The 19,137-nt window shown below is 72.8% G+C and carries 17 protein-coding genes and 1 pseudogene; 11 read left to right on the top strand and 7 right to left on the bottom strand.

Annotated features, from left to right (window positions below; translation table 11 throughout):
- Positions 1–230: 230 nt before the first annotated feature.
- The 3 genes from HUV60_RS27305 to HUV60_RS27295 all read right to left on the bottom strand — a co-directional run bounded on the left by HUV60_RS27305 (position 231) and on the right by HUV60_RS27295 (position 2,054).
- Entirely contained in the window at positions 231–503 is a 273-nt protein-coding gene (locus tag HUV60_RS27305) for a hypothetical protein (RefSeq protein ID WP_257849843.1), read from the bottom strand.
- 127 nt (positions 504–630) lie between these two features.
- Complete coding sequence (locus tag HUV60_RS27300) at positions 631–1,488, bottom strand: anti-sigma factor (RefSeq protein WP_257849842.1); 858 nt, start codon at positions 1,486–1,488, stop codon at positions 631–633.
- The gene (locus HUV60_RS27295; RefSeq protein WP_269441286.1) at positions 1,485–2,054 is read right to left on the bottom strand and encodes a sigma-70 family RNA polymerase sigma factor; all 570 of its coding nucleotides are present in this window, start codon (positions 2,052–2,054) and stop codon (positions 1,485–1,487) included. Before HUV60_RS27295 ends, HUV60_RS27300 begins: the two co-directional genes overlap by 4 nt.
- A gap of 216 nt (positions 2,055–2,270) precedes the next feature.
- Here HUV60_RS27295 and HUV60_RS27290 point away from each other — a divergent pair, with 216 nt between their 5' ends.
- The 4 genes from HUV60_RS27290 to HUV60_RS27275 all read left to right on the top strand — a co-directional run bounded on the left by HUV60_RS27290 (position 2,271) and on the right by HUV60_RS27275 (position 9,000).
- Positions 2,271–3,803 (top strand): DUF4331 domain-containing protein, encoded by a 1,533-nt coding sequence (locus tag HUV60_RS27290; RefSeq protein WP_257849841.1) that lies wholly within the window; start codon positions 2,271–2,273, stop codon positions 3,801–3,803.
- A gap of 215 nt (positions 3,804–4,018) precedes the next feature.
- Entirely contained in the window at positions 4,019–5,668 is a 1,650-nt protein-coding gene (locus HUV60_RS27285) for a tetratricopeptide repeat protein (protein ID WP_257849840.1), read from the top strand.
- The gene (locus HUV60_RS27280) at positions 5,665–7,335 is read left to right on the top strand and encodes a HoxN/HupN/NixA family nickel/cobalt transporter (RefSeq protein WP_257849839.1); all 1,671 of its coding nucleotides are present in this window, start codon (positions 5,665–5,667) and stop codon (positions 7,333–7,335) included. Before HUV60_RS27285 ends, HUV60_RS27280 begins: the two co-directional genes overlap by 4 nt.
- 51 nt (positions 7,336–7,386) lie before the next feature.
- Positions 7,387–9,000: a serine/threonine-protein kinase gene (locus HUV60_RS27275; protein WP_257849838.1), complete on the top strand. Its 1,614-nt coding sequence runs from the start codon at positions 7,387–7,389 to the stop codon at positions 8,998–9,000.
- A gap of 67 nt (positions 9,001–9,067) precedes the next feature.
- On the opposite strand, the gene HUV60_RS27270 is transcribed toward HUV60_RS27275, so the two are convergent.
- Positions 9,068–9,874, bottom strand: a complete 807-nt coding sequence (locus HUV60_RS27270) for an SGNH/GDSL hydrolase family protein (RefSeq protein ID WP_257849837.1) — start codon at positions 9,872–9,874, stop codon at positions 9,068–9,070.
- 789 nt (positions 9,875–10,663) lie between these two features.
- Here HUV60_RS27270 and HUV60_RS27265 point away from each other — a divergent pair.
- The 4 genes from HUV60_RS27265 to HUV60_RS27250 all read left to right on the top strand — a co-directional run bounded on the left by HUV60_RS27265 (position 10,664) and on the right by HUV60_RS27250 (position 14,563).
- On the top strand, positions 10,664–11,485 hold the full coding sequence (locus tag HUV60_RS27265) for a glycosyltransferase family 2 protein (RefSeq protein ID WP_257849836.1): 822 nt from the start codon (positions 10,664–10,666) through the stop codon (positions 11,483–11,485).
- A 56-nt stretch (positions 11,486–11,541) separates the two neighbouring features.
- Entirely contained in the window at positions 11,542–12,576 is a 1,035-nt protein-coding gene (locus HUV60_RS27260; protein WP_257850279.1) for a glycosyltransferase family 2 protein, read from the top strand.
- Positions 12,569–13,369: a polysaccharide deacetylase family protein gene (locus HUV60_RS27255; protein ID WP_257849835.1), complete on the top strand. Its 801-nt coding sequence runs from the start codon at positions 12,569–12,571 to the stop codon at positions 13,367–13,369. The genes HUV60_RS27260 and HUV60_RS27255 overlap by 8 nt, the downstream gene beginning before the upstream one ends.
- Positions 13,370–13,465: 96 nt before the next feature.
- A complete protein-coding gene (locus HUV60_RS27250) occupies positions 13,466–14,563 on the top strand; it encodes an ATP-binding protein (RefSeq protein WP_257849834.1) in 1,098 nt (365 codons plus the stop codon).
- An 84-nt stretch (positions 14,564–14,647) separates the two neighbouring features.
- Here the strand turns inward: HUV60_RS27250 and HUV60_RS27245 are convergent, their stop codons facing one another.
- Positions 14,648–15,016 carry a GntR family transcriptional regulator gene (locus tag HUV60_RS27245; protein ID WP_257849833.1) on the bottom strand — a complete coding sequence of 123 codons (369 nt, stop codon included), beginning with the start codon at positions 15,014–15,016 and terminating at the stop codon, positions 14,648–14,650.
- Between the two features lie 82 nt (positions 15,017–15,098).
- Between HUV60_RS27245 and HUV60_RS27240 the strand changes: the two genes are divergently transcribed.
- Both HUV60_RS27240 and HUV60_RS27235 read left to right on the top strand, forming a co-directional pair.
- On the top strand, positions 15,099–16,028 hold the full coding sequence (locus HUV60_RS27240; RefSeq protein WP_257849831.1) for a GNAT family N-acetyltransferase: 930 nt from the start codon (positions 15,099–15,101) through the stop codon (positions 16,026–16,028).
- Positions 16,009–16,509: a DUF402 domain-containing protein gene (locus HUV60_RS27235; protein ID WP_257849830.1), complete on the top strand. Its 501-nt coding sequence runs from the start codon at positions 16,009–16,011 to the stop codon at positions 16,507–16,509. The genes HUV60_RS27240 and HUV60_RS27235 overlap by 20 nt, the downstream gene beginning before the upstream one ends.
- 16 nt (positions 16,510–16,525) lie before the next feature.
- On the opposite strand, the pseudogene HUV60_RS27230 reads toward HUV60_RS27235, so the two are convergent.
- Positions 16,526–16,725 (bottom strand): annotated as a pseudogene (locus HUV60_RS27230) (SAM-dependent methyltransferase); the annotation flags it as partial.
- Between the two features lie 307 nt (positions 16,726–17,032).
- Here HUV60_RS27230 and HUV60_RS27225 point away from each other — a divergent pair.
- Complete coding sequence (locus HUV60_RS27225; protein ID WP_257849829.1) at positions 17,033–18,145, top strand: lytic polysaccharide monooxygenase auxiliary activity family 9 protein; 1,113 nt, start codon at positions 17,033–17,035, stop codon at positions 18,143–18,145.
- A gap of 99 nt (positions 18,146–18,244) precedes the next feature.
- On the opposite strand, the gene HUV60_RS27220 is transcribed toward HUV60_RS27225, so the two are convergent.
- Positions 18,245–19,108, bottom strand: a complete 864-nt coding sequence (locus HUV60_RS27220; protein ID WP_257849828.1) for an esterase/lipase family protein — start codon at positions 19,106–19,108, stop codon at positions 18,245–18,247.
- Between the last annotated feature and the right edge of the window lie 29 nt (positions 19,109–19,137).

The raw sequence follows: 19,137 nt of genomic DNA, 5'->3' as shown, positions 1-19,137 counted from the left end.
GACTGCTCGCGCCCCCGGAGCACTGCCGGGTGGGCCGGGGGCGCCGGGCCGAGGGGTGAACGTGGCCGGAAAGAGGTATCGGGAGGTGCGGAAACGGAAGGGGTGCCGGAGGAGGACGACGTACCCGTGCCGGAGCGCACCGGTGGGCGGCGCCACGCGCCGTGGGGTGACGGCGGCGGACACGGTGTGCCACGCCGGGACGGTGGGCCCGTCCGGACGCGGACGTGGGGCTAGCGGCTGCCGAAGAGGGAGCGGCGCAGCCGGCGCAGCGGGGCGAAGAGCGAGACACGACTCGTCCGTGCCCGTGAGCCCTTGTCTCCGCGGTCGTGCCGCTCACGCGAGGTCAGCTCGCGCATCAGCGACGTCGCCTCGGCCGCCTCCCGCTGCGGAACGGCGGGGCCCGCCAGCACCGAGAGGTGGCGGTCCAGTCGCGTACTGGTCGCGTTGCTTCCGCAGGCGATCGCAGGGACCCTGGCCCTGCCGCGCACCGTTATCTGATCCATGTCACTCCCCACCCGTACAAGTCCGCCCGGCCCCAGGCAGAGTAACCCTATCGCCCCATCCGGGCACTCGCGTATCTCGGCCACGGGATTCACCTTCCCCGTAAGGAGGTTGACGAACACGTGACGGTTACTCTCCGAATCCAAGAGCTTTCAGGGCGAGTTGAACAACCGGCTGGGTGGTGGGCTGCGGAGATCCTCCGTCCGGCTCGACGGTTACGGCGAGTGACGTCGCGGAGGTGTCGAGATCGGAGGCGACGAGAGGTGCGCCGCTCTCGAAGAGCCCGAGGGAGCGCGGTTGTGCGCCGGGGCGCATGAGCCAGAGCTGACGCACACGTCCGTTCGGCGGGTCGTCGTATCCGCCGAGGGTGACGACGGCGCTCCGCTCCGATGCGGAGGCGACCACTCCGATCGTGCCGCCCTCCGTGTCGCGGCCACTGTTCGCAAGGGCGTCGGGAGCGGCGAGAACGTGGGCGATCTCACGCGCACGGTCCCGTTCGGCGGTCAGTTGGTCCTGGGTCTGGTTCGCCTGGACGGCGAACAGCGCGGCGACGACGAGGGCAGCGGCGGCGGTGGCCGTCGCGAAGGGCACGAACAACGGCATCCGGTGCCGCCTGCCGGCCGGCGGCACGGGCCCGGTTCCCCATGCGTGGGGAGGGAGTTGCGGCGCACGCGCACGCGTCTGCTCCGGGGATCCGAAGCCGGGGGCGGGGGCGGGGGCGGGGGCGGGGTCCTGCGGGGTGGTCCGTACGGCGGCCATGACCCGGTCGCGCAGGGCGGGTGGGGCGGGGGCTGCCGTGGACCAGGCGAGGCGGACGGCGTCCTCGGCGAGGGCGCGTACCTCGGCGGCACAGCGTCGGCAGGTCGCCAGGTGCCTTTCGAAGCGGACGCGTTCGGCAGGCTCGAGTGCGTCGAGCGCATAGGGGGCGGCCAGCGAGTGGAGCTCTCCACGGCCCCCGCCGCCGAGCAACCGGTCCAGGAAGCTCATGCGGCACCTCCCAGGCAGTCGCGCAGTCGGGTCAGACCGTCGCGCATGCGTGTCTTGACCGTACCGAGTGGCAGGGAGAGCCGTTCGGCGACCTCACGGTAGGTGTAGCCGTCGTAGTAGGCGAGGGTGACCGACTGCCGCTGCAGCGCGGTGAGCCGGTCCAGGCAACGGCGCACCCACTCGCGTTCGAGGCCGGCCTCGACCTCCTCCGCGACCTGGTCGAACGCGGGCCCGCTGCCGCGCCGGGCGGCTTCACGCTGCTCGCGCTCCCCGGCCGCGCGGGCGCTGCGCACCCGGTCGACGGCCCGGCGGTGGGCGAGGGTGAGCACCCAGGACAGCGCGCTGCCCCGTCCCGGGTCGAACCGGGCGGCGGAGCGCCAGAGTTCGAGCAGCACCTCCTGTACCACCTCCTCCGACTGGGCGGGGTCGCGCACCACCCTTCGCACCAGTCCGTACACCGGCCCGGACACCAGGGCGTACAGCGCCTCGAATGCCTTCTGGTCGCCCCCTGCCACCCGCACCAGAAGCTCGTCCGCCTCCAACGCGCACCCCCTCTCCCGGCCCATTCGGGCCACCCGGTCACACAAGGCCTTCGCAGCGAGCACGCCTCCGGATGGGAGATACGGATCAGCGGACCGAAAACGCGGGTCGGGCAGCGAGAAATACTACGGGCGTCCGGATGCGGCGGACCCGTCGAAATTTTTTTTCCTCTCGACCAATCCGGCCCGGGCCCGGCTCCGAATCCCGGTGCGTCAGGCAAGTTGGCACTGAGGACGGACGGCATGACACCTAACTCCAGGACCGGCGCGGGACGCAGGAGCCTCGCGACCCTGATCTGTGGCGCACTGGCCGCCGGTGGGCTCGCCGCCGCCGGCACGGCAGCACTGGAACCGGGGGCGGCCTCCGCCTCCAGTCACCGGGAGGCCCCGCTGATCTCGGGCACCCCGCAGTACGACAACACCGACCTGTACGCGTTCGTCAGCCCCGACAAGCCGGACACGACGACGATCATCGCGAACTGGATACCGTTCGAGGAGCCGGCCGGCGGACCGAACTTCTTCACGTTCGCCGAGGACGCGCAGTACGACCTGCACATCGACACCAACGGCGACGCGCAGGGCGAACTGCTGTTCCGCTACACCTTCCGGACGCACACGAAGAACGAGAAGACGTTCCTCTACAACACGGGTCCGGTCACCAGCCTGGACGACCCGGACCTCAACATCACACAGACCTACGACATCGAGCTGCTCAAGCTGAAGGACCAGCACCTGGTGTCCCGTACGAAGATCGCGGACGACATCCCGGTGGCGCCGTCGAACGTCGGCAAGGCGTCCATGCCGGACTACGACAAACTCCGCAAGCAGGCCGTGCACGAACTGGCGGGCGGTGCCACGACGTTCGCCGGGCAGGCCGACGACCCGTTCTTCCTGGACCTGCGCGTCTTCGACCTGCTGTACGGCGGGAACCTCTCCGAGGTCGGCAACGACACCCTCAAGGGGTACAACGTCAACTCGCTGGCCCTCCAGGTGCCGACGGACATGATCGCCGAGTCGGCGGACCAGCCGGTCGTCGGCATCTGGTCCACGACCCAGCGCAAGAACGCCAAGGGGAAGTTCACCCAGGTGTCGCGGCTGGGCAATCCTCTGGTGAACGAGGTCGTCAACCCGCTGAGGGACAAGGACACGTTCAACGCGTCCGAGCCGCGGGACGACGCGCAGTTCCTCGAGAACGTCACCCACCCCGAGCTGCCGAAGCTCATCGAGGCGATCTACAAGATCGAAGCCCCCGCCGAGCCGCGCGACGACCTCGTCGACGTCTTCCTCAAGGGCGTCGAGGGGCTCAACCAGCCGCCGCACGTGACGCCGTCGGAGATGCTGCGCCTCAACACGTCGATCGAGCCGGCGGCCGAGCCGAAGCGGCTCGGTGTGCTGGACGGCGACAACGCGGGCTTCCCCAACGGGCGCCGGCTGACGGACGACGTGATCGACGCGGCGCTCCAGGTCGTCGAGGGCGAGCTGGTCGGCGCGGAGAACGACCTCGGTGACGCGGTCGACGCCAACGACAAGGAGTTCGGCGCCTCGTTCCCGTACCTGGCCAACCCGACGGAGGGGTCGCGCGGCCCGCTCGCCGAGGGCGTGGACAGCGGCAACGACGTGCGCAACCAGCTCGGTGACGCGCTGCGGCCGGCCGGGGCCGAGGGCTCCGACGGCACCACCCTGATCGCCGCGTCCGCGGGTGCGGGAGCCCTCGGGATCCTGCTGATCGGCGGGGCCCTGATGTGGTGGCGCAGGATGCGCGGCCGGGCGTACTGAACCACTGCGCCCGCCGGGGCGGGGCAGGACGGGCCCAGGGCCCAGGGCCGAGGTCCTTGGTCCTTTCCCTCCCCTCCGGCAGGCGGGCCCTTCGGCCCGCCCCGGTGACAGGCGCGGCCCGTCCCCTCCATCCCCCGCGGCACGGGCCGCGCCGCCGGTCCCCCGTACCAGGTGGGCAGGCGGACAAGCGAGCCAGCGAACAACCGAGGAGAGGCATGCCTCCGCGTACGAACGACCACGGCCCGAAGAACGGCCGGGACACCGGGCCGGCCGGGCTCACCGGTGCCACGGAGCCCATCGCCCCGCCGGACGCCGGGCCCCTGCAACCGGGCACCGGGGGCGAGCCCGGCACCTCACCCGGGAACCAGGCCGGCACCGGGTCCGGGGAGGGGACCGGCGCCGAGGCGCCCCAGGCCGGGGCCGGCGGCGGGGCGGTAGCCGGGGCCGAGGCGGCCGAGCCCGCCGTCCGAACCTTCTCGCCCGGCGTGCGGGTGGCTGCCCTGCGCCGGTTCTCCGCCGCTGCGCGCCGCTCGCGCGGGGCGCACCTCACGGTGTGCGCCGCGTTGTTGGCGGTCGCGATGACCGCCGGAGCGGTCGCCGTCGGCAGCGGCGGGGACGGAGCGCGGGCCGGTGCCGATGCCGCTCCCGCGGCCGGGGCGCTCGCGGCCGGTGTGCTCGCCGGAGGCGACCTGGACGCGGGGATCCGGGCCCTGCAGTCCCATCTCCGCGCCCAGCCCAGGGACTTCGGCGGGTGGGCAGACCTGGGGCTGGCCTACGTCGAGCAGGCGCGGACCAAGGGAGACCCGTCGCGCTATCCGCAGGCCGACCGGGCGTTCGACCGCTCTCTCGGGCTCGAACCCGGCAACGAGCAGGCCCTGGCCGGCCGTGCCGCCCTCGCCGCGGCCCGCCACGACTTCTCCGGCGCCCTGGAACACGCCGACCGGGCCCTGCGGCAGAACCCCTACAGCGAGCGCGCCCTGTCCTCCCGTATCGACGCCCTCGTGGAGCTCGGCCGGTACGACGAGGCTTCCGACGCCGCGGACACCGCGGACAGCCGCCGGCCGGGGGTGCCCGTCTTCACGCGGTACGCGTACGTACGGGAGTTGCGCGGGGACGTGCGGACCGCGCGCGAGGTGCTGGAGCGGGCCCTGGACGGCGCGTCCACGCCCGCCGACGTGGCGTACGTGGCGACCGCTCTCGGCCAGCTGGCTTGGAACCAGGGCGACCACGAGACCGCTCTCACCCACTTCGCCCGTGCCCTCGCCGCCGACGAGGAGTACCTCCCGGCGTTGGAGGGCCGGGCCCGCGCCCAGGCCGCGAGCGGTGACCACGCGGGCGCGATCGGGACGCTGGAGCGGGTTGTCGCCCGCTCCCCGCTGCCCGGCCCGCTGGTCGCCCTCGGCGAGCTGTACGAGGTCCGGGGCGCCGACGGCGACCGTACGAAAGCGGCCGACCAGTACGCCCTCGTCGACGCCCAGGCCGCCCTCGCCCGCGCCGGTGGGGTCAATGCCGACCTGGACACCGCGCTCGCCGCCGCCGATCACGGCGACCCCGAAGCGGCCCTGCGCGCGGCCCGCGCCGAATGGGCCCGCCGGCACAGCGTGCACACCGCGGACGCCCTCGCCTGGGCCCTGCACCGCAGCGGGCGCTCCGAGGAGGCGCTCCCCTACGCCCGCCGGGCGACGGCCACCGGCTACCGCAACGCCGCCTTCCTCCACCACCGCGGCATGATCGAACGCGCCACCGGCCACGACGCCGATGCCCGCCGGTCCCTCACCGCCGCCCTGGAACTGAACCCCGGGTTCTCCCCCCTCGGCGCCCGCGCGGCCCGTGCCGCCCTCGAGGACCTGGAGGCGGCACGGTGAACCTCCGCCGCTCCTCCGCCGGCGGCACCGGCCGCCGTCTCGCCACCGGTGCCGCCGTCCTCGCCGCCGCCTGCGCGCTCACGCTGCTCCCGGCGTCCGCAGCGAGCGCGCATCCGCTCGGCAACTTCACCGTCAACCGGTACGACGGTCTGGTCGCCACGCCGGGCGAGCTCCGCGTCCACCATGTCGAGGACCTCGCCGAGATCCCGGCCACCCAGGCGAAGCCGGATGTCGAGGCTCTGGGCACGGGCGGGTGGGCCCGTCGGCGGTGCGCCGACGCCGCCCGCGACAGCGAGGTGCGTATGAACGGGCGCAAGGCCCCGGTCACCGTGCGGAGCAGCCGTGCGCGCGCGCACCCCGGTCAGGCCGGGCTCGACACGCTGCGCGTGGAGTGCGACCTGACCGCTCCGCTGCCCGAGGACGACACGGTGGACGTCTCCTTCCGCGGGGCCGGGGCGTCCTCGGGTCCCGGCTGGCGGGAGGTCACCGCCCGCGGCGACCGGATGACGCTGGCCTCGTCGGACGTGCCCGAGACGTCGCTGTCGCGTGAGCTGACCCGGTACCCGGAGGAGTTGCTGTCCTCCCCCGCGGACACGGCGACCGCGTCCCTCCGGGTGCGTACGGGCGGGCCGGCGCTGGCGGGTGAGGGGGAGGAGACCGAAGCGCCCGCCGCCTCCGTGCTGCCCCGCGGCGCGGACCGGTGGACGCGCGCCCTCGACGACCTCGTCGCCCGGCACGATCTCACGGCGGGCTTCGCGGCGCTCGCGCTGCTGATCGCGGTGGTCCTGGGCGCGATGCACGCACTCGCACCGGGGCACGGCAAGACGCTCATGGCCGCGACGGCGGCGGCCCGGGGCGGCAGGGCCCGGCTGCGGGACGTCCTGCCGATGGCCGCCTCGGTGACGGTCACCCACACCCTCGGCGTGGTGGCGCTCGGCCTGCTGGTCACCGCCGGTTCGGCCGCCACGCCCTCGGTCGTCGCCTGGCTGGGCATCGCGAGCGGCGCCCTCGTCACCCTGGCGGGCGCGAGCCTCCTCCGCCGGGCCCTGCGCAACCGGAAGGCCGCACCGGACCTCTCGCACCGTCACGGACACGAACACGGGCATGACCACAGCCACGGGTATGACCACAGTGACGACCACGACCACGACCACACGCACGACCACGACCACGACCACGGACACGGACACACCCACGCGGACGCGGACGGTGCTCACGGCCACCCCGGTCACGCGGACTCCCACGCCCGCCTCCACCCGGCCGGGCACACCCACGCCGTCGAGCACACCCATGGCGGTCGCACGCACACCCACGCCGTCGCCCCCACCCTGCGCGGCACGGTCCTGCTCGGTCTCGCCGGCGGGCTGGTGCCCAGTCCGTCCGCCGTGGTCGTGCTGGTGGGCGCCGCGGCGCTCGGTCATGCCTGGTTCGGGCTGCTGCTCGTCGTCGCGTACGGCGTCGGGCTGGCCCTCACCCTCACCGCCGCCGGGTACGCCGTGGTGAAGGCGGGCAGCGGTGTGAACCGGCTCCTGGCCCGGCGCCCGCACTGGACAGCACGCCCGGCGGTCGCGCTGATGCGCCGGAGCGCACCCCTGGGATCGGCATTCGTCGTCGTGGCCCTGGGGGCCGGATTGGTGTTCAGGGGGGCGGCATCCGCACTCGGCTGAGCTACGTTCATGAGGAAACGGAGAATTCGCCCGGATGCGATGGGGGGCGCCATGTCCGAGGGACCGGGCAGTGAGCGGGTGGTCGCGGGCCGGTACCGGCTGCTGTCACCGCTGGGCGAGGGCGGCATGGGGACCGTGTGGCGGGCCCGTGACGAGGTGCTGCACCGCGAGGTCGCCGTCAAGGAGGTCCGTGCCCCGGCCGGACTGCCGGCGTCCGACGTGGAGCGGATGTACGCCCGGCTGGAACGGGAGGCGTGGGCGGCGGCCCGGATCACCGATCGCAACGTGGTGACGGTGTACGACGTGGCGACCGAGGACGGGCGCCCGTGGATCGTCATGGAACTGGTCCGCGGTCTGTCCCTGGCCGAGGTGCTGGACACCGAGGGCCCGTTGGACCCTCGGCGGGCCGCGCACATCGGTGCGGAGGTGCTCGCCGCGCTGCGCGCCGCGCACGGCGCCGGGGTGCTGCACCGGGACGTGAAGCCCGCCAACGTGCTGATCGCGAACGACGGGCGGATCGTCCTCACCGACTTCGGGATCGCCACGGTCGAAGGCAGCTCCGCGCTGACCATGACCGGTGAGGTGATCGGATCACCCGAGTTCCTCCCTCCGGAGCGGGCGTTGGGCCGCACGCCCGGCCCCGAGTCCGACCTGTGGTCGCTCGGTGTACTGCTGTACGCGACGGTGGAGGGCAGCTCGCCGTTCCGTCAGGACACCCCGCTGAGCACACTGCGCGCGATCGTCGACGAGGAGTTGCCGCCCCCGCGCCGGGCGGGACCGCTGGCCCCGGTCATCGAGGGCCTGCTGCGCAAGGACCCGGCCGAGCGACTGTCTGCGGTGCAGGCGCAGCAGGACCTGCGGCTCCTCGGCGCGGGCCGCACACCGGGCGCCGGTACGGCGGGGCCGGCCCCGTACGTCCCCACCGTGACGACCCGCACGCACCCGGACCCGCCCCTGTCCGCCGGAACCACCGCGGTCGCCCGTCCCGGACGCGGTCGCCGGGCCGCCGTCGTCCTGGTCGTGGGCGTGGCCGTACTGGCCCTGGCACTGACCGGTCTGACGTACGCCCTGCTGAACCGTGGGAGCGGCACGGACAGCCCTACGGGCGGGGCGGGTTCGTCCGCACGGCCCGGCGACGGCGACAGCGGATCCGGGAGCGACGACGGAACCGGGCAGACCGGCGGATCCGCCCCGGCGACCTCCGAGTACGACGGCGACGGCGACGGCGACGGCGACGGCGACGGCGAGGAGAGTCCCCCGCCGCAGCAGTCGGTGCGGGTGACCGTGGAGGGCACGCACACGGAGTACTCGGGTGCCTGCCCCCCGCCGAGAGAGGGGGCGCCCTCGTTCACGGCGACGTTCACCGTGGGGCGGCTGCCCGCGGAGGTGTCCTACCGCTGGGCGGGCGAGGACCGGTCGGTGGCCGACCCGGGGTGGCGGACGCTGTCGTTCCCGGACGGCGGCGGGCGCACGAAGCAGGACACGGTGATCGTGACGACGTACCTGGAGTCCGGGACGTTCGAGAACAGCATCGGGGTGGAGGTGCGGGAGCCCGTGCACACGACGTCGGACTCGGTGCCGTTCTCGGTGACGTGCGAGGAGGAGACCCCGCCGGACGGGGTCTCCTCCTCTCCTGCTGGTTCGGCGGCCCTCCCTGAGGAATGAGGTGTACGGCCGCGGGGCGACGTGGACTTGAAGGAGCCGCCCCGGGGAAGGCGGCTCCCCCGGCGGATCAGGCCGCGCTGTTGAAGGCCGGGAGGTAACCGCCGGACTGGCCGGCCGCCTTCGGGTGGTAGGACTCACCGATGTTGGCCCAGTTCACGCTGTGCAGCCAGGAGTTGCCGGAGCAGATCTCGTGGCCGGTGAACGGGGCGCGCACGTCGGCGAAGGTGAAGCCGTGGGCGTTGGCGCGCTGGGCGGTGACGCTGTTGAGGAGGTCGGCCGCGTTGTTGATGGCCGCCCGCTTGGCTTCGGAGAGGCCGATGCAGGTGGTTCCGAGCTGGTAGAAGCGGGGGTAGCCGAGGACGACGACCTCGGCGTTCGGGGCCCGGGCGCGGATGGCCGAGTAGACGTTGTTGAGCTTGCCGGGGAGCGTCGAGGTGGCGTACGAGCGCGCGGTGTTGATCCGGGAGAGGCAGGTGCTCTCCGACTGGAGCACACAGGTCGTCATGACGTCGGCGAAGCCCGCGTCGTTGCCGCCGACGCTGATCGAGACGAGACCGGTGCTGGTGCCGAGCGGGCCGAGCTGCGATGCCAGAACTTCATCCGTTCGGGCGCCCGAACAGGCGGTGAAGTTGAAGGACGAGGGTGAGTTGGCGGCGTTCCAGAGGTAGGGATAGGCCTTCGTACTGCGCTTGCAGTCTCCGCTGGAGCTGATGTAGCTGCCTGCTCCGACGCCGGAGGAGTAGGAGTCTCCGAGCGCCACATAGCCGTCCGCTGCGGCCTGTTGGGACGCGTTCGCCGTGGCTGCCCCGGTGAGGGTGGTAACGACGGCGAGGAGGATGGAACCGAGATAGACGGAAAGTCGGGAACGTCTCATGGAACCTCCCTTAGCAGGATCTCTGCCGCAACCTTCATAGCGGCTACGCGCGTTGACTGGAAGTGTCCATGCCAAAAATGCCGACCCCTCCCCAGGAAACCCGCAATTCGTTCACCACAGAACCACCGCACACCCACAGAACCACCGCACGCCCACGGGGTCACCGTCCGGCCACCGCCGGACCACTGACGGGTCGCCACAGGAGCACCGCCGCGCCGCCACCGCCGGCCATCAGAACATCTGTTCAATCCCGGACGAATTCAGGCCTTGAGGCTGTTTCACCCTTGACGCCCACAACGGGCTGCGTCAGATTGAAGCCTGGCATCCGACGCTTCAAGGGGAAAAGTCGGCCATGCAGACCATCCGCACCGGCACACCTCTTCGCACGAGTCACCACAGTCGGAGCCACGCGTAACACCCAAACCGACGAAAACGTGAGTTCTGTTTTCAGGCCTTGCCATACAGGCTCAATCGTCAATACCGTGATACATCGCAATACATCTCACCCGCATCGGTCCGTCAGTAAGCGGCTCCAGGGGAGGGCTCAGGACCGCGACGCACCGGCGCGGGGCGCGGTAGGGGGGTGCCGTGCTCGGTGACCGCAATGGGGACCGAGCCGGGCCGCGCGGTCGGCCGGCGTGTGCCGCGGCCGGCCAGTTTTGCCAGCTCACCCGGCGTGCACGAAGCTCTTGTCCGCGTCGTGCACGGGTGAGAACCCCCCTTTCGAACCGGACGAACAGCCGGGCTGCCCAGGGGCGGGCGGCCCACCGGACGAGAGGGATCAGACTGATGAGTTCCGTTCTGCAGCCGGCGACCGAGGACCAGAATCCGCCGGCCACCGGAAAGTACCGGCCCGTCTCCTCGCACCTGGCCATCGCACCACCGGTGAGCGTGGTGATACCGGCCATGAACGAGGCGGAGAACCTGCCGTACGTCTTCAAGACGCTTCCCGACTGGATCCACGAAGTGGTCCTGGTCGACGGCAACTCCACCGACAACACCGTCGAAGTGGCGCGCGGGCTGCGGCCGGACGTCAAGGTCGTCGAACAGCGCGGCAAGGGCAAGGGGGACGCCCTGAACGCCGGGTTCCAGGCCTGCACCGGCGACATCATCGTGATGGTCGACGCGGACGGCTCGGCGGACGGCAACGAGATCGTGTCGTACGTCTCCGCCCTCGTCTCGGGCGCGGACTTCGCCAAGGGGTCCCGCTTCGCCAACGGCGGCGGCACCGACGACATGACCTTCGTCCGCAAGCTCGGCAACCGGGTCCTGTGCGGGGCCGTCAACCGCAAGTTCGGCGCCCGCTACACCGATCTCTGCTACGGCTACAACGCGTTCTGGCGGCACTGCCTGGACAAGATCGACCTCGACTGCACCGGCTTCGAGGTCGAGACCCTGATGAACATCCGGGTCGTCAAGGCCGGACTGAGAGTGCAGGAGATCCCCAGCCACGAGTACCTGCGCATCCACGGCGCGAGCAATCTGCGGGCCGTGCGGGACGGGTTCCGTGTCCTCGGGGTGATCCTCCAGGAGCGCTCCAACCGGCGTGCGCTGCGCCGCCGCCCGCGCCGCTCCCCGCTGCTCGACACGGTCCGGGGGAAGGTGTCTTGAGCGAGCCCGGCATCACGGGTGCTCCGGACGGGCCGGACGGGTCCGACGCGTCCGAAGTGCCCGGCATCTCGGTCGTGATCTGCGCCTACACCGAGGACCGCTGGGAGGACGTCCTCGCGGCAGTCGCCTCGGTGCGGGCGCAGTCCCGCCCGGCCCTGGAGACCCTGGTGGTCGTGGACCACAACCAGGTTCTGCTGGACCGGCTGGCCAAGGAGTACCAGGAGACCGACGGCGTGCGGGTGCTCGCCAACGCGGGCCCCCGTGGCCTGTCCGCAGGACGCAACACCGGCATCGCCGCCTCGCGCGGTGGGATCGTCGCGTTCCTCGACGACGACGCCGTGGCCGAACGCGACTGGCTCGGGCACTTCGCCGAAGCGTACGCCGATCCGTGCGTGATGGCGGTCGGCGGACGCACCGATCCCCTCTGGGCATCGGGGCGGCGCCCCGGCTGGTTCCCCGAGGAGTTCGACTGGGTGGTGGGCTGCACCTACCGGGGCCTGCCGGCCGGACGTGTGCGGGTGCGCAATGTCCTCGGCGGCAACGCCTCCTTCCGGCGCACCGCCTTCGACGCGGCGGGCGGCTTCGCCACCGGGATCGGGCGGGGCGGGAACAAGCGCCCACTGGGCGGGGAGGAAACGGAGCTGTGCATCCGCCTCAGCCGCGCCCGGCCCGACGCGGTCCTGCTGATCGACGACCGCGCGGTCGTCCACCACCGGGTGCCCGAGGCACGCGAGCGCTTCCGCTACTTCCTCACCCGCACCTACGCCGAGGGCCTGTCCAAAGCACTGGTGGCGCGCAGCGTGGGCGCCGGCAAGGGGCTGGAGTCGGAACGCCGTTACACCACACGGGTGCTGCCCGCCGGGGTGGTGCGGGGGCTGCGGGACGCCCTGTCGGCCCGGCGGGGCGGGGCGGGGCGCGCGGGCACGATCGTCGCCGGGGTGCTCACGGCGGCGGGTGGATACGTGGTGGGGAGCGTGCGGGCCCGGCGGGGCGGGGTCACGTTCTCCGTGGTCGACGTGTCGGTCCCGGGGGGCGGGGCGCACCGCGGGAAAGACCGGCAGGACAGGGGACCGGGGGGTGTCCGTGTCTGACGAACGGGTGCCGATCCTGATGTACCACTCGGTGGCCGACGACCCCAACGACGCCACCCGCGCGCTGTCCGTGTCCCCGCGGGTGTTCGCCGGACAGATGGCGGTGATCGCCGCGCGGGGCCTCACCCCCGTCGGCACGGCCGAGCTGGCCGCCTGCTGGCGCACCGGGCGGCCGTTGCCCGCGCGGCCGGTCCTCATCACGTTCGACGACGGCTACGAGGGCGTGCACCGGCACGTCCTGCCGGTCCTCGCCGAACACGGCTTCCCCGCCACGCTGTTCGTCTCCACGGGCTGGCTCCGGGGGCCCTACGACACCGGGGGCGGCCCGGACAGCATGCTCGACTGGGCGCAGGTCCGCGAACTGGCCGCCGCGGGCGTGGAGATCGGCGGCCACAGCCACAGCCACCCGCAGCTCGACCAGCTCGACGACCGGCGGCTGCGCTCCGAGCTGATCCTGTGCAAGGAGATCGTCTCGGATCAACTGGGCCGCGCTCCGACGTCGTTCGCCTATCCCTACGGCTACTCCAGCCGCCGGGTGCGGGAGGCGGTGCGGGACACGGGGTACGCGCAGGCACTCGCCGTCGGCAACGGGCTCGCCCGCCGCGCGCAGGGGCCGTACGCGCTGCGGCGCGTGACCGTGCGCCGGTCGACGGACACCGCCGGGTTCGAGCGGCTGGTGGACGGCCGCGACCTCACCCGCGTCTTCGTCCGGGACCGGGCCCTGACCAAGGGGTACGCGGTGCTCCGGCGGGCGCGGCACGCGCGGCGGCTGGCGGCACACGTGCGGCGGTGACGGGGGCACACGGCGCGCCTCACACACGTCACGCGCCCCCGCGCGCCTCGGGGAAACAGGGTGCGCGGGGGCGTCCGTGTGCCCGATCATGGCTCTATGCCAGCGAACCCGCACGACGCACTGCCGATCCGGCTCAACGTCGACGACAGTGACTCCCCGTCCGACGTCGTCGACGCGCTGTTCCTCGGCCGCTTCGCGACGGGTGAGCAGTCGTTCTCGCACGCGGCGAACATCGACCGCGTGCGCTCCGGCGCGACCCTGCTGCCGAAGGGCGCCGAGGTGCTGCGCACCGCCCGGGACGACGACCGCAGCGCCACCCTGGCCCAGGGCGACGGCTGGACGCTGCTGGTCTCCCGCTGGAACCGGGGTGCCGACGTCACCGTCACCGCGACCACCGCCGAACTCGCGGCGAGGGTCCTCGGCGAGGCCACGGACGGCGCGGCGGACGAACCGGAACCGCAGCCGGAGAACGTCACCATGGGCTTCTGGTACGTGTCCCCGCGTCGCGGCCCGCACCGCACCACCCGGCAGATCTCCGCGGGCACCTGGGACGAGATCCGGTCCAACTACACCGCGCCGGTGGCGGACGCCATGGACGGCCTGATGAAGACCACGCCCGAGGACATCGCGGGCCGGCTGCTCCTGCTGCACGGCCCGCCGGGCACCGGGAAGACGTCCGCGCTGCGCACGCTGGCCCGCTCCTGGCAGGACTGGTGCCGGGTGGACTGCGTCCTGGACCCGGAGCGGCTCTTCTCCGACGTCGGCTACCTGATGGACATCGCGATCGGCGAGGAGGAGTCGCCGACAGGCAGGGGCCGCTGGCGGCTGCTGCTGCTGGAGGACTGCGACGAACTGATCCGCGGCGAGGCCAAGCACACCGCGGGGCAGGCCCTGTCCCGGTTGCTGAACCTCACCGACGGCCTGCTCGGCCAGGGCCGCAACGTGCTGGTGGGCGTCACCACCAACGAGGACCTGGAGCGCCTCCACCCGGCCGTGGTCCGCCCCGGCCGCTGTCTCGCCCGGATCGAGGTGGGGTCGCTGACCCGGGCCGAGGCGGTGGACTGGCTGGGCCACGAGGACGGCGTGGGCCGCGAGGGCGCCACCCTGGCCGAGCTGTACGCCCTGCGCAGGGGCACCTCTCCGACGGCACTGCCACAACCGCGGGGGGACGCGGAGGCGGGGCTGTACCTGTAGGCGCGGGGGAACGGGGCCGGGCGCTCCGGGACCGAGCCGGCCTCCGCCCGCACCCTGCTCCCCCTCCTGTACAACGGCCCGCGGCTACGCCTCGTACGCCGCCCGCAGCGCGTCCCGTGCGGCGGCCAGGGCCGCGTCCTCGTCCAGCCCGAGCCGTCGCGCGCGCTCCGCGTACGCCTGGGCCGCCGCCGCGGCCTCACGCTCCGCGGCCGAGCCCGCGGCGGCGACGAACGTGCCGTGGCGGCCGCGGGTCTCGATCACGCCGTCCCCCTCCAGCGCGCGGTAGGCCTTGGCCACCGTGTTCGCGGCGAGGCCGAGGGTCTGGGCCAGGCCCCGTACCGTCGGCAGCCGGTGGCCCACCGGCAGCACCCCCGACCTGGCCTGCTCGGAGATCTGCACCCGCACCTGCTCGTACGGCGGCACGCTGTCGTCGATATGGATCTTCAGGGTCACGGCCCGATTGTCCCGCACTCGGCAAAGAACGAGCGGAAAATGAGAGGCAGTCCCCGCACGTCTCCCCGTAGCGTGCGCATCCATGACTGTGACCGTCCGCGGCCTGCGCCCCGAAGCCCGCGCCGACCTCGAGGGCTTCGCCCGCGTCCGGCACGCCGCGCTGCCGTTCGGCCTCCTGACCCCGGAGTCCCTCGCCCACGACCTCACCCGGCTGCACCCCGACGCCCACTACCGTCCCCTCGTCGCCGTGGCCGACGGCGAGGTGATCGGCACGGCGCAGGTGCATCTGACCCACGAGAGCTCCGAGCCGGGCCGGGGCAACATCAACGTGTACGTGTTTCCCGGGCACACGCGCCGGGGTGCCGGGACGGCGCTCGTGCGCGCCGCCGAGAAGCGCCTGACCGCGCACGGGGCGACCAGGCTGTTCGCCTGGGTGCTGGACGACCCCGGCAATCGCGCCTTCGCCGAGCGGCACGCCTACCGGGCGAGCCGCACCGCCCACGTCCTCCGCCTGGACCTGGCGAACGGCATCCTCCCTCCGCTCGAGGACCCACCACCCGGCGTGGAGTTGCGCACGGGCTCGGACTTCGCCGACGGCCCGCGCCCGCTGTTCGCGCTGGACGCAGAAACGACGGCGGACGAACCGATCGATGTGGACACGGAGTTCACCGACTACGAGGCCTGGCTGGAGGAGACCTGGCGGCATCCGATGTTCAGCCCCGAGCTGACCTCGGTGACGGTGGTGGACGGCCGGCCCGCCGCCCTCTCCACGGCCCGCACGGACAGCGGCACCCGGTACGGCACAACCATGACCGGCACCGCCAGGGCCCACCGCGGCCGGGGGCTGGCCAAGCTCGCCAAGAACGACTCCCTGCACCGCGCCCGCGCCGCCGGGTACACGGAGGCGTTCACGGGCAACGACACCGGGAACGAGCCGATGACCGCGATCAACAAGTGGTTCGGCTACGAGGTCTGTGGCACGGAGGTGCGGTATGTCCGTGAACTCGGCTGACCGCCCGGTCCTCCTGGACGTCGTCCTCGTCAAGGCGGGGCGCACGAAGACCGCCTACCCGGCCGAACTGCTCGCCGACGACGGCACCCGCATCACCGTGCGCGCCCCCTGGGCGGGCGACGGTGTGCGGGACTTCGGCTTCGTCCGCTTCGAGCCCGGCGACATCTTCACCGAGTACTACTGGCGCGACCGCTGGTACGCGGTGAAGGAGGTGCGCACCGCCACAGGCACCCTCAAGGGCCACTACTGCGACATCACCCGCCCGGCCGAGCTCTCCGGCAACCGTCTGGTGGTCGAGGATCTCGACCTGGACCTGTGGGTCCCGGTGGACGGCACGGACGTACGGCGGCTGGACGAGGACGAGTTCGAGGTGAGCGGCCTCGCCTCGACTGATCCCGGGGCCGCTGCCGCCGCGGTGGCCGCCCTCGACGAACTGGACACCCTGGCCCAGGAGGGCGGGCTGGACGCGCTGCTCGCGTGAAGGGGCCGGGTCCGGGTCAGTCGTCCGTCGCCACGACCACCGCGTAGCGCTCGTCGTCCGCCTCCCGGCCCCACGGCGCCACGTCGTCCGACAGTCGCTCCGCACTCACCCGCCCGCCGAGCGGAGCCAGGAGGGCGGTGAGCCGGTCCACCGGTATCCCGACCGGGCTCACCCTCCCCCCCCCACCCCCTCGACCAGGGCGAGCCGCCCGCCGGGTCCGCGACGAGCCGAAGGACCGCTCCGCGCCGCGCCCGGAGATCCGTAGGGACATCGCCCGGACCTGGTGGCCCACTCCCCGGCCACGGCCGCCCCTCTTCCTCTTCTCCCGTTCACCACGCGCCTCCTCGGCCGGGGCCGCTCGCGGGTTCCTACCTGATCCCAGCCTGAGCACTCCCTTAACGGGGCCATAAGGATCTCCGCGAGCGGCCTTCGGCGGGCGATTTCCCGGTTTCTTGGGGCTAGCTTCTGAGCCACCCCCCACGGGATCCCCAAGCCCGTTGAATTTCCGAGGAGTTGCTGCACCATGCCCGCACGCCGCAAGGCCGCTGTCGCCGCCGTCGGTATCGTCCCGCTCGCCCTGACCGGGTTGTCCGCCTCACCGGCGGCCGCGCACGGTTCGATGGGTGACCCGGTCAGCAGGGTCGCGCAGTGCTTCGCCGAGGGTCCGGAGAGCCCGAAGTCGGCGGCGTGCCAGGCGGCGGTCGCGGCCGGCGGCACCCAGGCGCTCTACGACTGGAACGGCGTACGCATCGGCGACGCGGGCGGACGTCACGAGGAGCTGATCCCCGACGGCAAGCTGTGCAGCGCGAACAACGAGGCGTTCAAAGGGCTCGACCTGGCCCGCGCCGACTGGCCCGCGACATCGGTGAGCAGCGGCTCGTACACCTTCAAGTACCGGGTGACCGCACCCCACAAGGGCGGTTTCAAGGTGTACATCACCAAGCCCGGCTACGACCCGGCGAAAGCGCTGGGCTGGGGCGACCTGGATCTGGCGAACCCGGTGGCGACGTCCACCGACCCGGCCGCGGCCGGCGGTTTCTACACGTTCTCCGGCGCCCTCCCCGAGCGGTCGGGCAAGCATCTGCTGTACGCGGTGTGGCAGCGGTCGGACAGCCCGGAGGCGTTCTACTCCTGCTCGGACGTCTCGTTCGGGGGAGGAGAAGGAGACTCGAACGGGGGCACCGACGACAGCGGAAGCGGGTCCGGCGCCGGTGACACGCCCAAGGGCGAGGCCGCCCCGGCGCCGGTCGCCTCCGCCCCCTCCGAGGAGCAGATCGACGACGGCACCGGCAGGTCGACCATCGAGAACCACGGTCACGGAGACGACGACCCGCACACCACCGCGCAGCCGGCCCCGGCCGACACCGACACCGACACCGACACCGACACCGACACCGGCGGTGGCAGTGGCAGTGGCAGTGGCAGTGGCGCTACGGGCGCCGACGCGGAGGGCACCCCCGGGGCCACCGTCAACCAGCCCAAGGCGGCCGGCGCTCCGGGGAACCTCGCGGAGACCGGCGGCGACGGGAGCACCCCGTACCTGATGGTCGGCGGGGCCGCCGCCCTGGCGCTCGGTTCGGCGGCGCTGTTCGCCTCCACCCGGCGGCGCGCGGCGAGCGGGCGGCACGGCCGCTGACCTCGCGTCGATCACCGACCTCGCGTCGACCGTGACCCGGGGCCTGTCCGGCGGCTCGGGCCGGACAGGCTCCGCCGTGCGTCCGGGCGGTTGCACGTGTCAGGTGAACACCGAGGCACAGGTGGTGGGTCGGGCGCGGGCCGGGTCGAGGGCGTTGGCGACCTCGTGGAAGGCGATCCGGTCGATCAGCCCGATCGCCACGTGCTCGGACAGGTCGACCGGACACAGGTCCTGGAGCAGGACGTTACGCACGTTCGGCCCGCTCAGGTACTGACTGCGGTACGGGGTGACCACCTCGTCGTACCGGGTGGCGATGACGGTGTAGCGGACGCCGGACACGGTGTCTCCGCCGGCGTTGAGCCTGGTGAGGAAGTCCGACCCGGCGACCTGCTGGGCGAGGGCGGGGGTGGCCTCGGTCAGCAGGTCCCCGACGCCGGGGAAGTACGGCAGCAGGTTGGTGAGGCCGGCAAGGGTGGTGCCGTGGTTGCTGGGGGCGATCCCGACGAGGGCGTTCACCTCGTCGGCGCCGCCGAGGAACTTGAGGTAGTAGCGGGGCATCATGCCGCCCTGCGAGTGTCCGACGATGTCGGCCTTCGTCGCTCCGGTCGCGGCGAGCACCCTGTCGACGAAGACGTCGAGCTGCTGCGCGGACTTCTCGATGGGGCCGAGACCGTGGAAGAAGGGGACGCCCTCGAGCCGGCCGTAGTCGAGGGAGAAGACGCAGTAGTCGCGGTGGGTCAGATAGGGCGCGAGCCCCAGCCAGTTGTCGACGGAGTTCCCGAAGGTGCCGTGGACCAGGACGACGGGGCGGGGATGGGCGGCGGACGGCTTGCAGGAGTAGTCGTTCCAGCCCGAGCTGGGCGCGCCCGCGGCGTGGGCGCCGGTGGCGGTGGGGACAGCGAGGGCCGCGGCGGCCAGCAGGAGCGCGGCCAGGGGGCTGACCACTCGTTTCCAGGGCAGCATCGTGTGATCTCCTTGCGCTTCAAGGGGAG

The sequence above is a fragment of the Streptomyces sp. KMM 9044 genome (assembly GCF_024701375.2).
GTDB lineage: Bacteria > Actinomycetota > Actinomycetes > Streptomycetales > Streptomycetaceae > Streptomyces.
The sequence above is the reverse complement of the archived record's forward strand: the minus strand, read 5'-3'. Positions and strand labels throughout refer to the sequence as shown.

Coding starts and splice junctions, on each gene's coding strand:
- HUV60_RS27305 (WP_257849843.1), bottom strand. CDS start 503: ATGGATCAGATAACGGTGCGCGGCAGGGCCAGGGTCCCTGCGATCGCC.
- HUV60_RS27300 (WP_257849842.1), bottom strand. CDS start 1,488: ATGAGCTTCCTGGACCGGTTGCTCGGCGGCGGGGGCCGTGGAGAGCTC.
- HUV60_RS27295 (WP_269441286.1), bottom strand. CDS start 2,054: ATGGGCCGGGAGAGGGGGTGCGCGTTGGAGGCGGACGAGCTTCTGGTG.
- HUV60_RS27290 (WP_257849841.1), top strand. CDS start 2,271: ATGACACCTAACTCCAGGACCGGCGCGGGACGCAGGAGCCTCGCGACC.
- HUV60_RS27285 (WP_257849840.1), top strand. CDS start 4,019: ATGCCTCCGCGTACGAACGACCACGGCCCGAAGAACGGCCGGGACACC.
- HUV60_RS27275 (WP_257849838.1), top strand. CDS start 7,387: ATGTCCGAGGGACCGGGCAGTGAGCGGGTGGTCGCGGGCCGGTACCGG.
- HUV60_RS27270 (WP_257849837.1), bottom strand. CDS start 9,874: ATGAGACGTTCCCGACTTTCCGTCTATCTCGGTTCCATCCTCCTCGCC.
- HUV60_RS27265 (WP_257849836.1), top strand. CDS start 10,664: ATGAGTTCCGTTCTGCAGCCGGCGACCGAGGACCAGAATCCGCCGGCC.
- HUV60_RS27250 (WP_257849834.1), top strand. CDS start 13,466: ATGCCAGCGAACCCGCACGACGCACTGCCGATCCGGCTCAACGTCGAC.
- HUV60_RS27240 (WP_257849831.1), top strand. CDS start 15,099: ATGACTGTGACCGTCCGCGGCCTGCGCCCCGAAGCCCGCGCCGACCTC.
- HUV60_RS27235 (WP_257849830.1), top strand. CDS start 16,009: ATGTCCGTGAACTCGGCTGACCGCCCGGTCCTCCTGGACGTCGTCCTC.
- HUV60_RS27225 (WP_257849829.1), top strand. CDS start 17,033: ATGCCCGCACGCCGCAAGGCCGCTGTCGCCGCCGTCGGTATCGTCCCG.
- HUV60_RS27220 (WP_257849828.1), bottom strand. CDS start 19,108: ATGCTGCCCTGGAAACGAGTGGTCAGCCCCCTGGCCGCGCTCCTGCTG.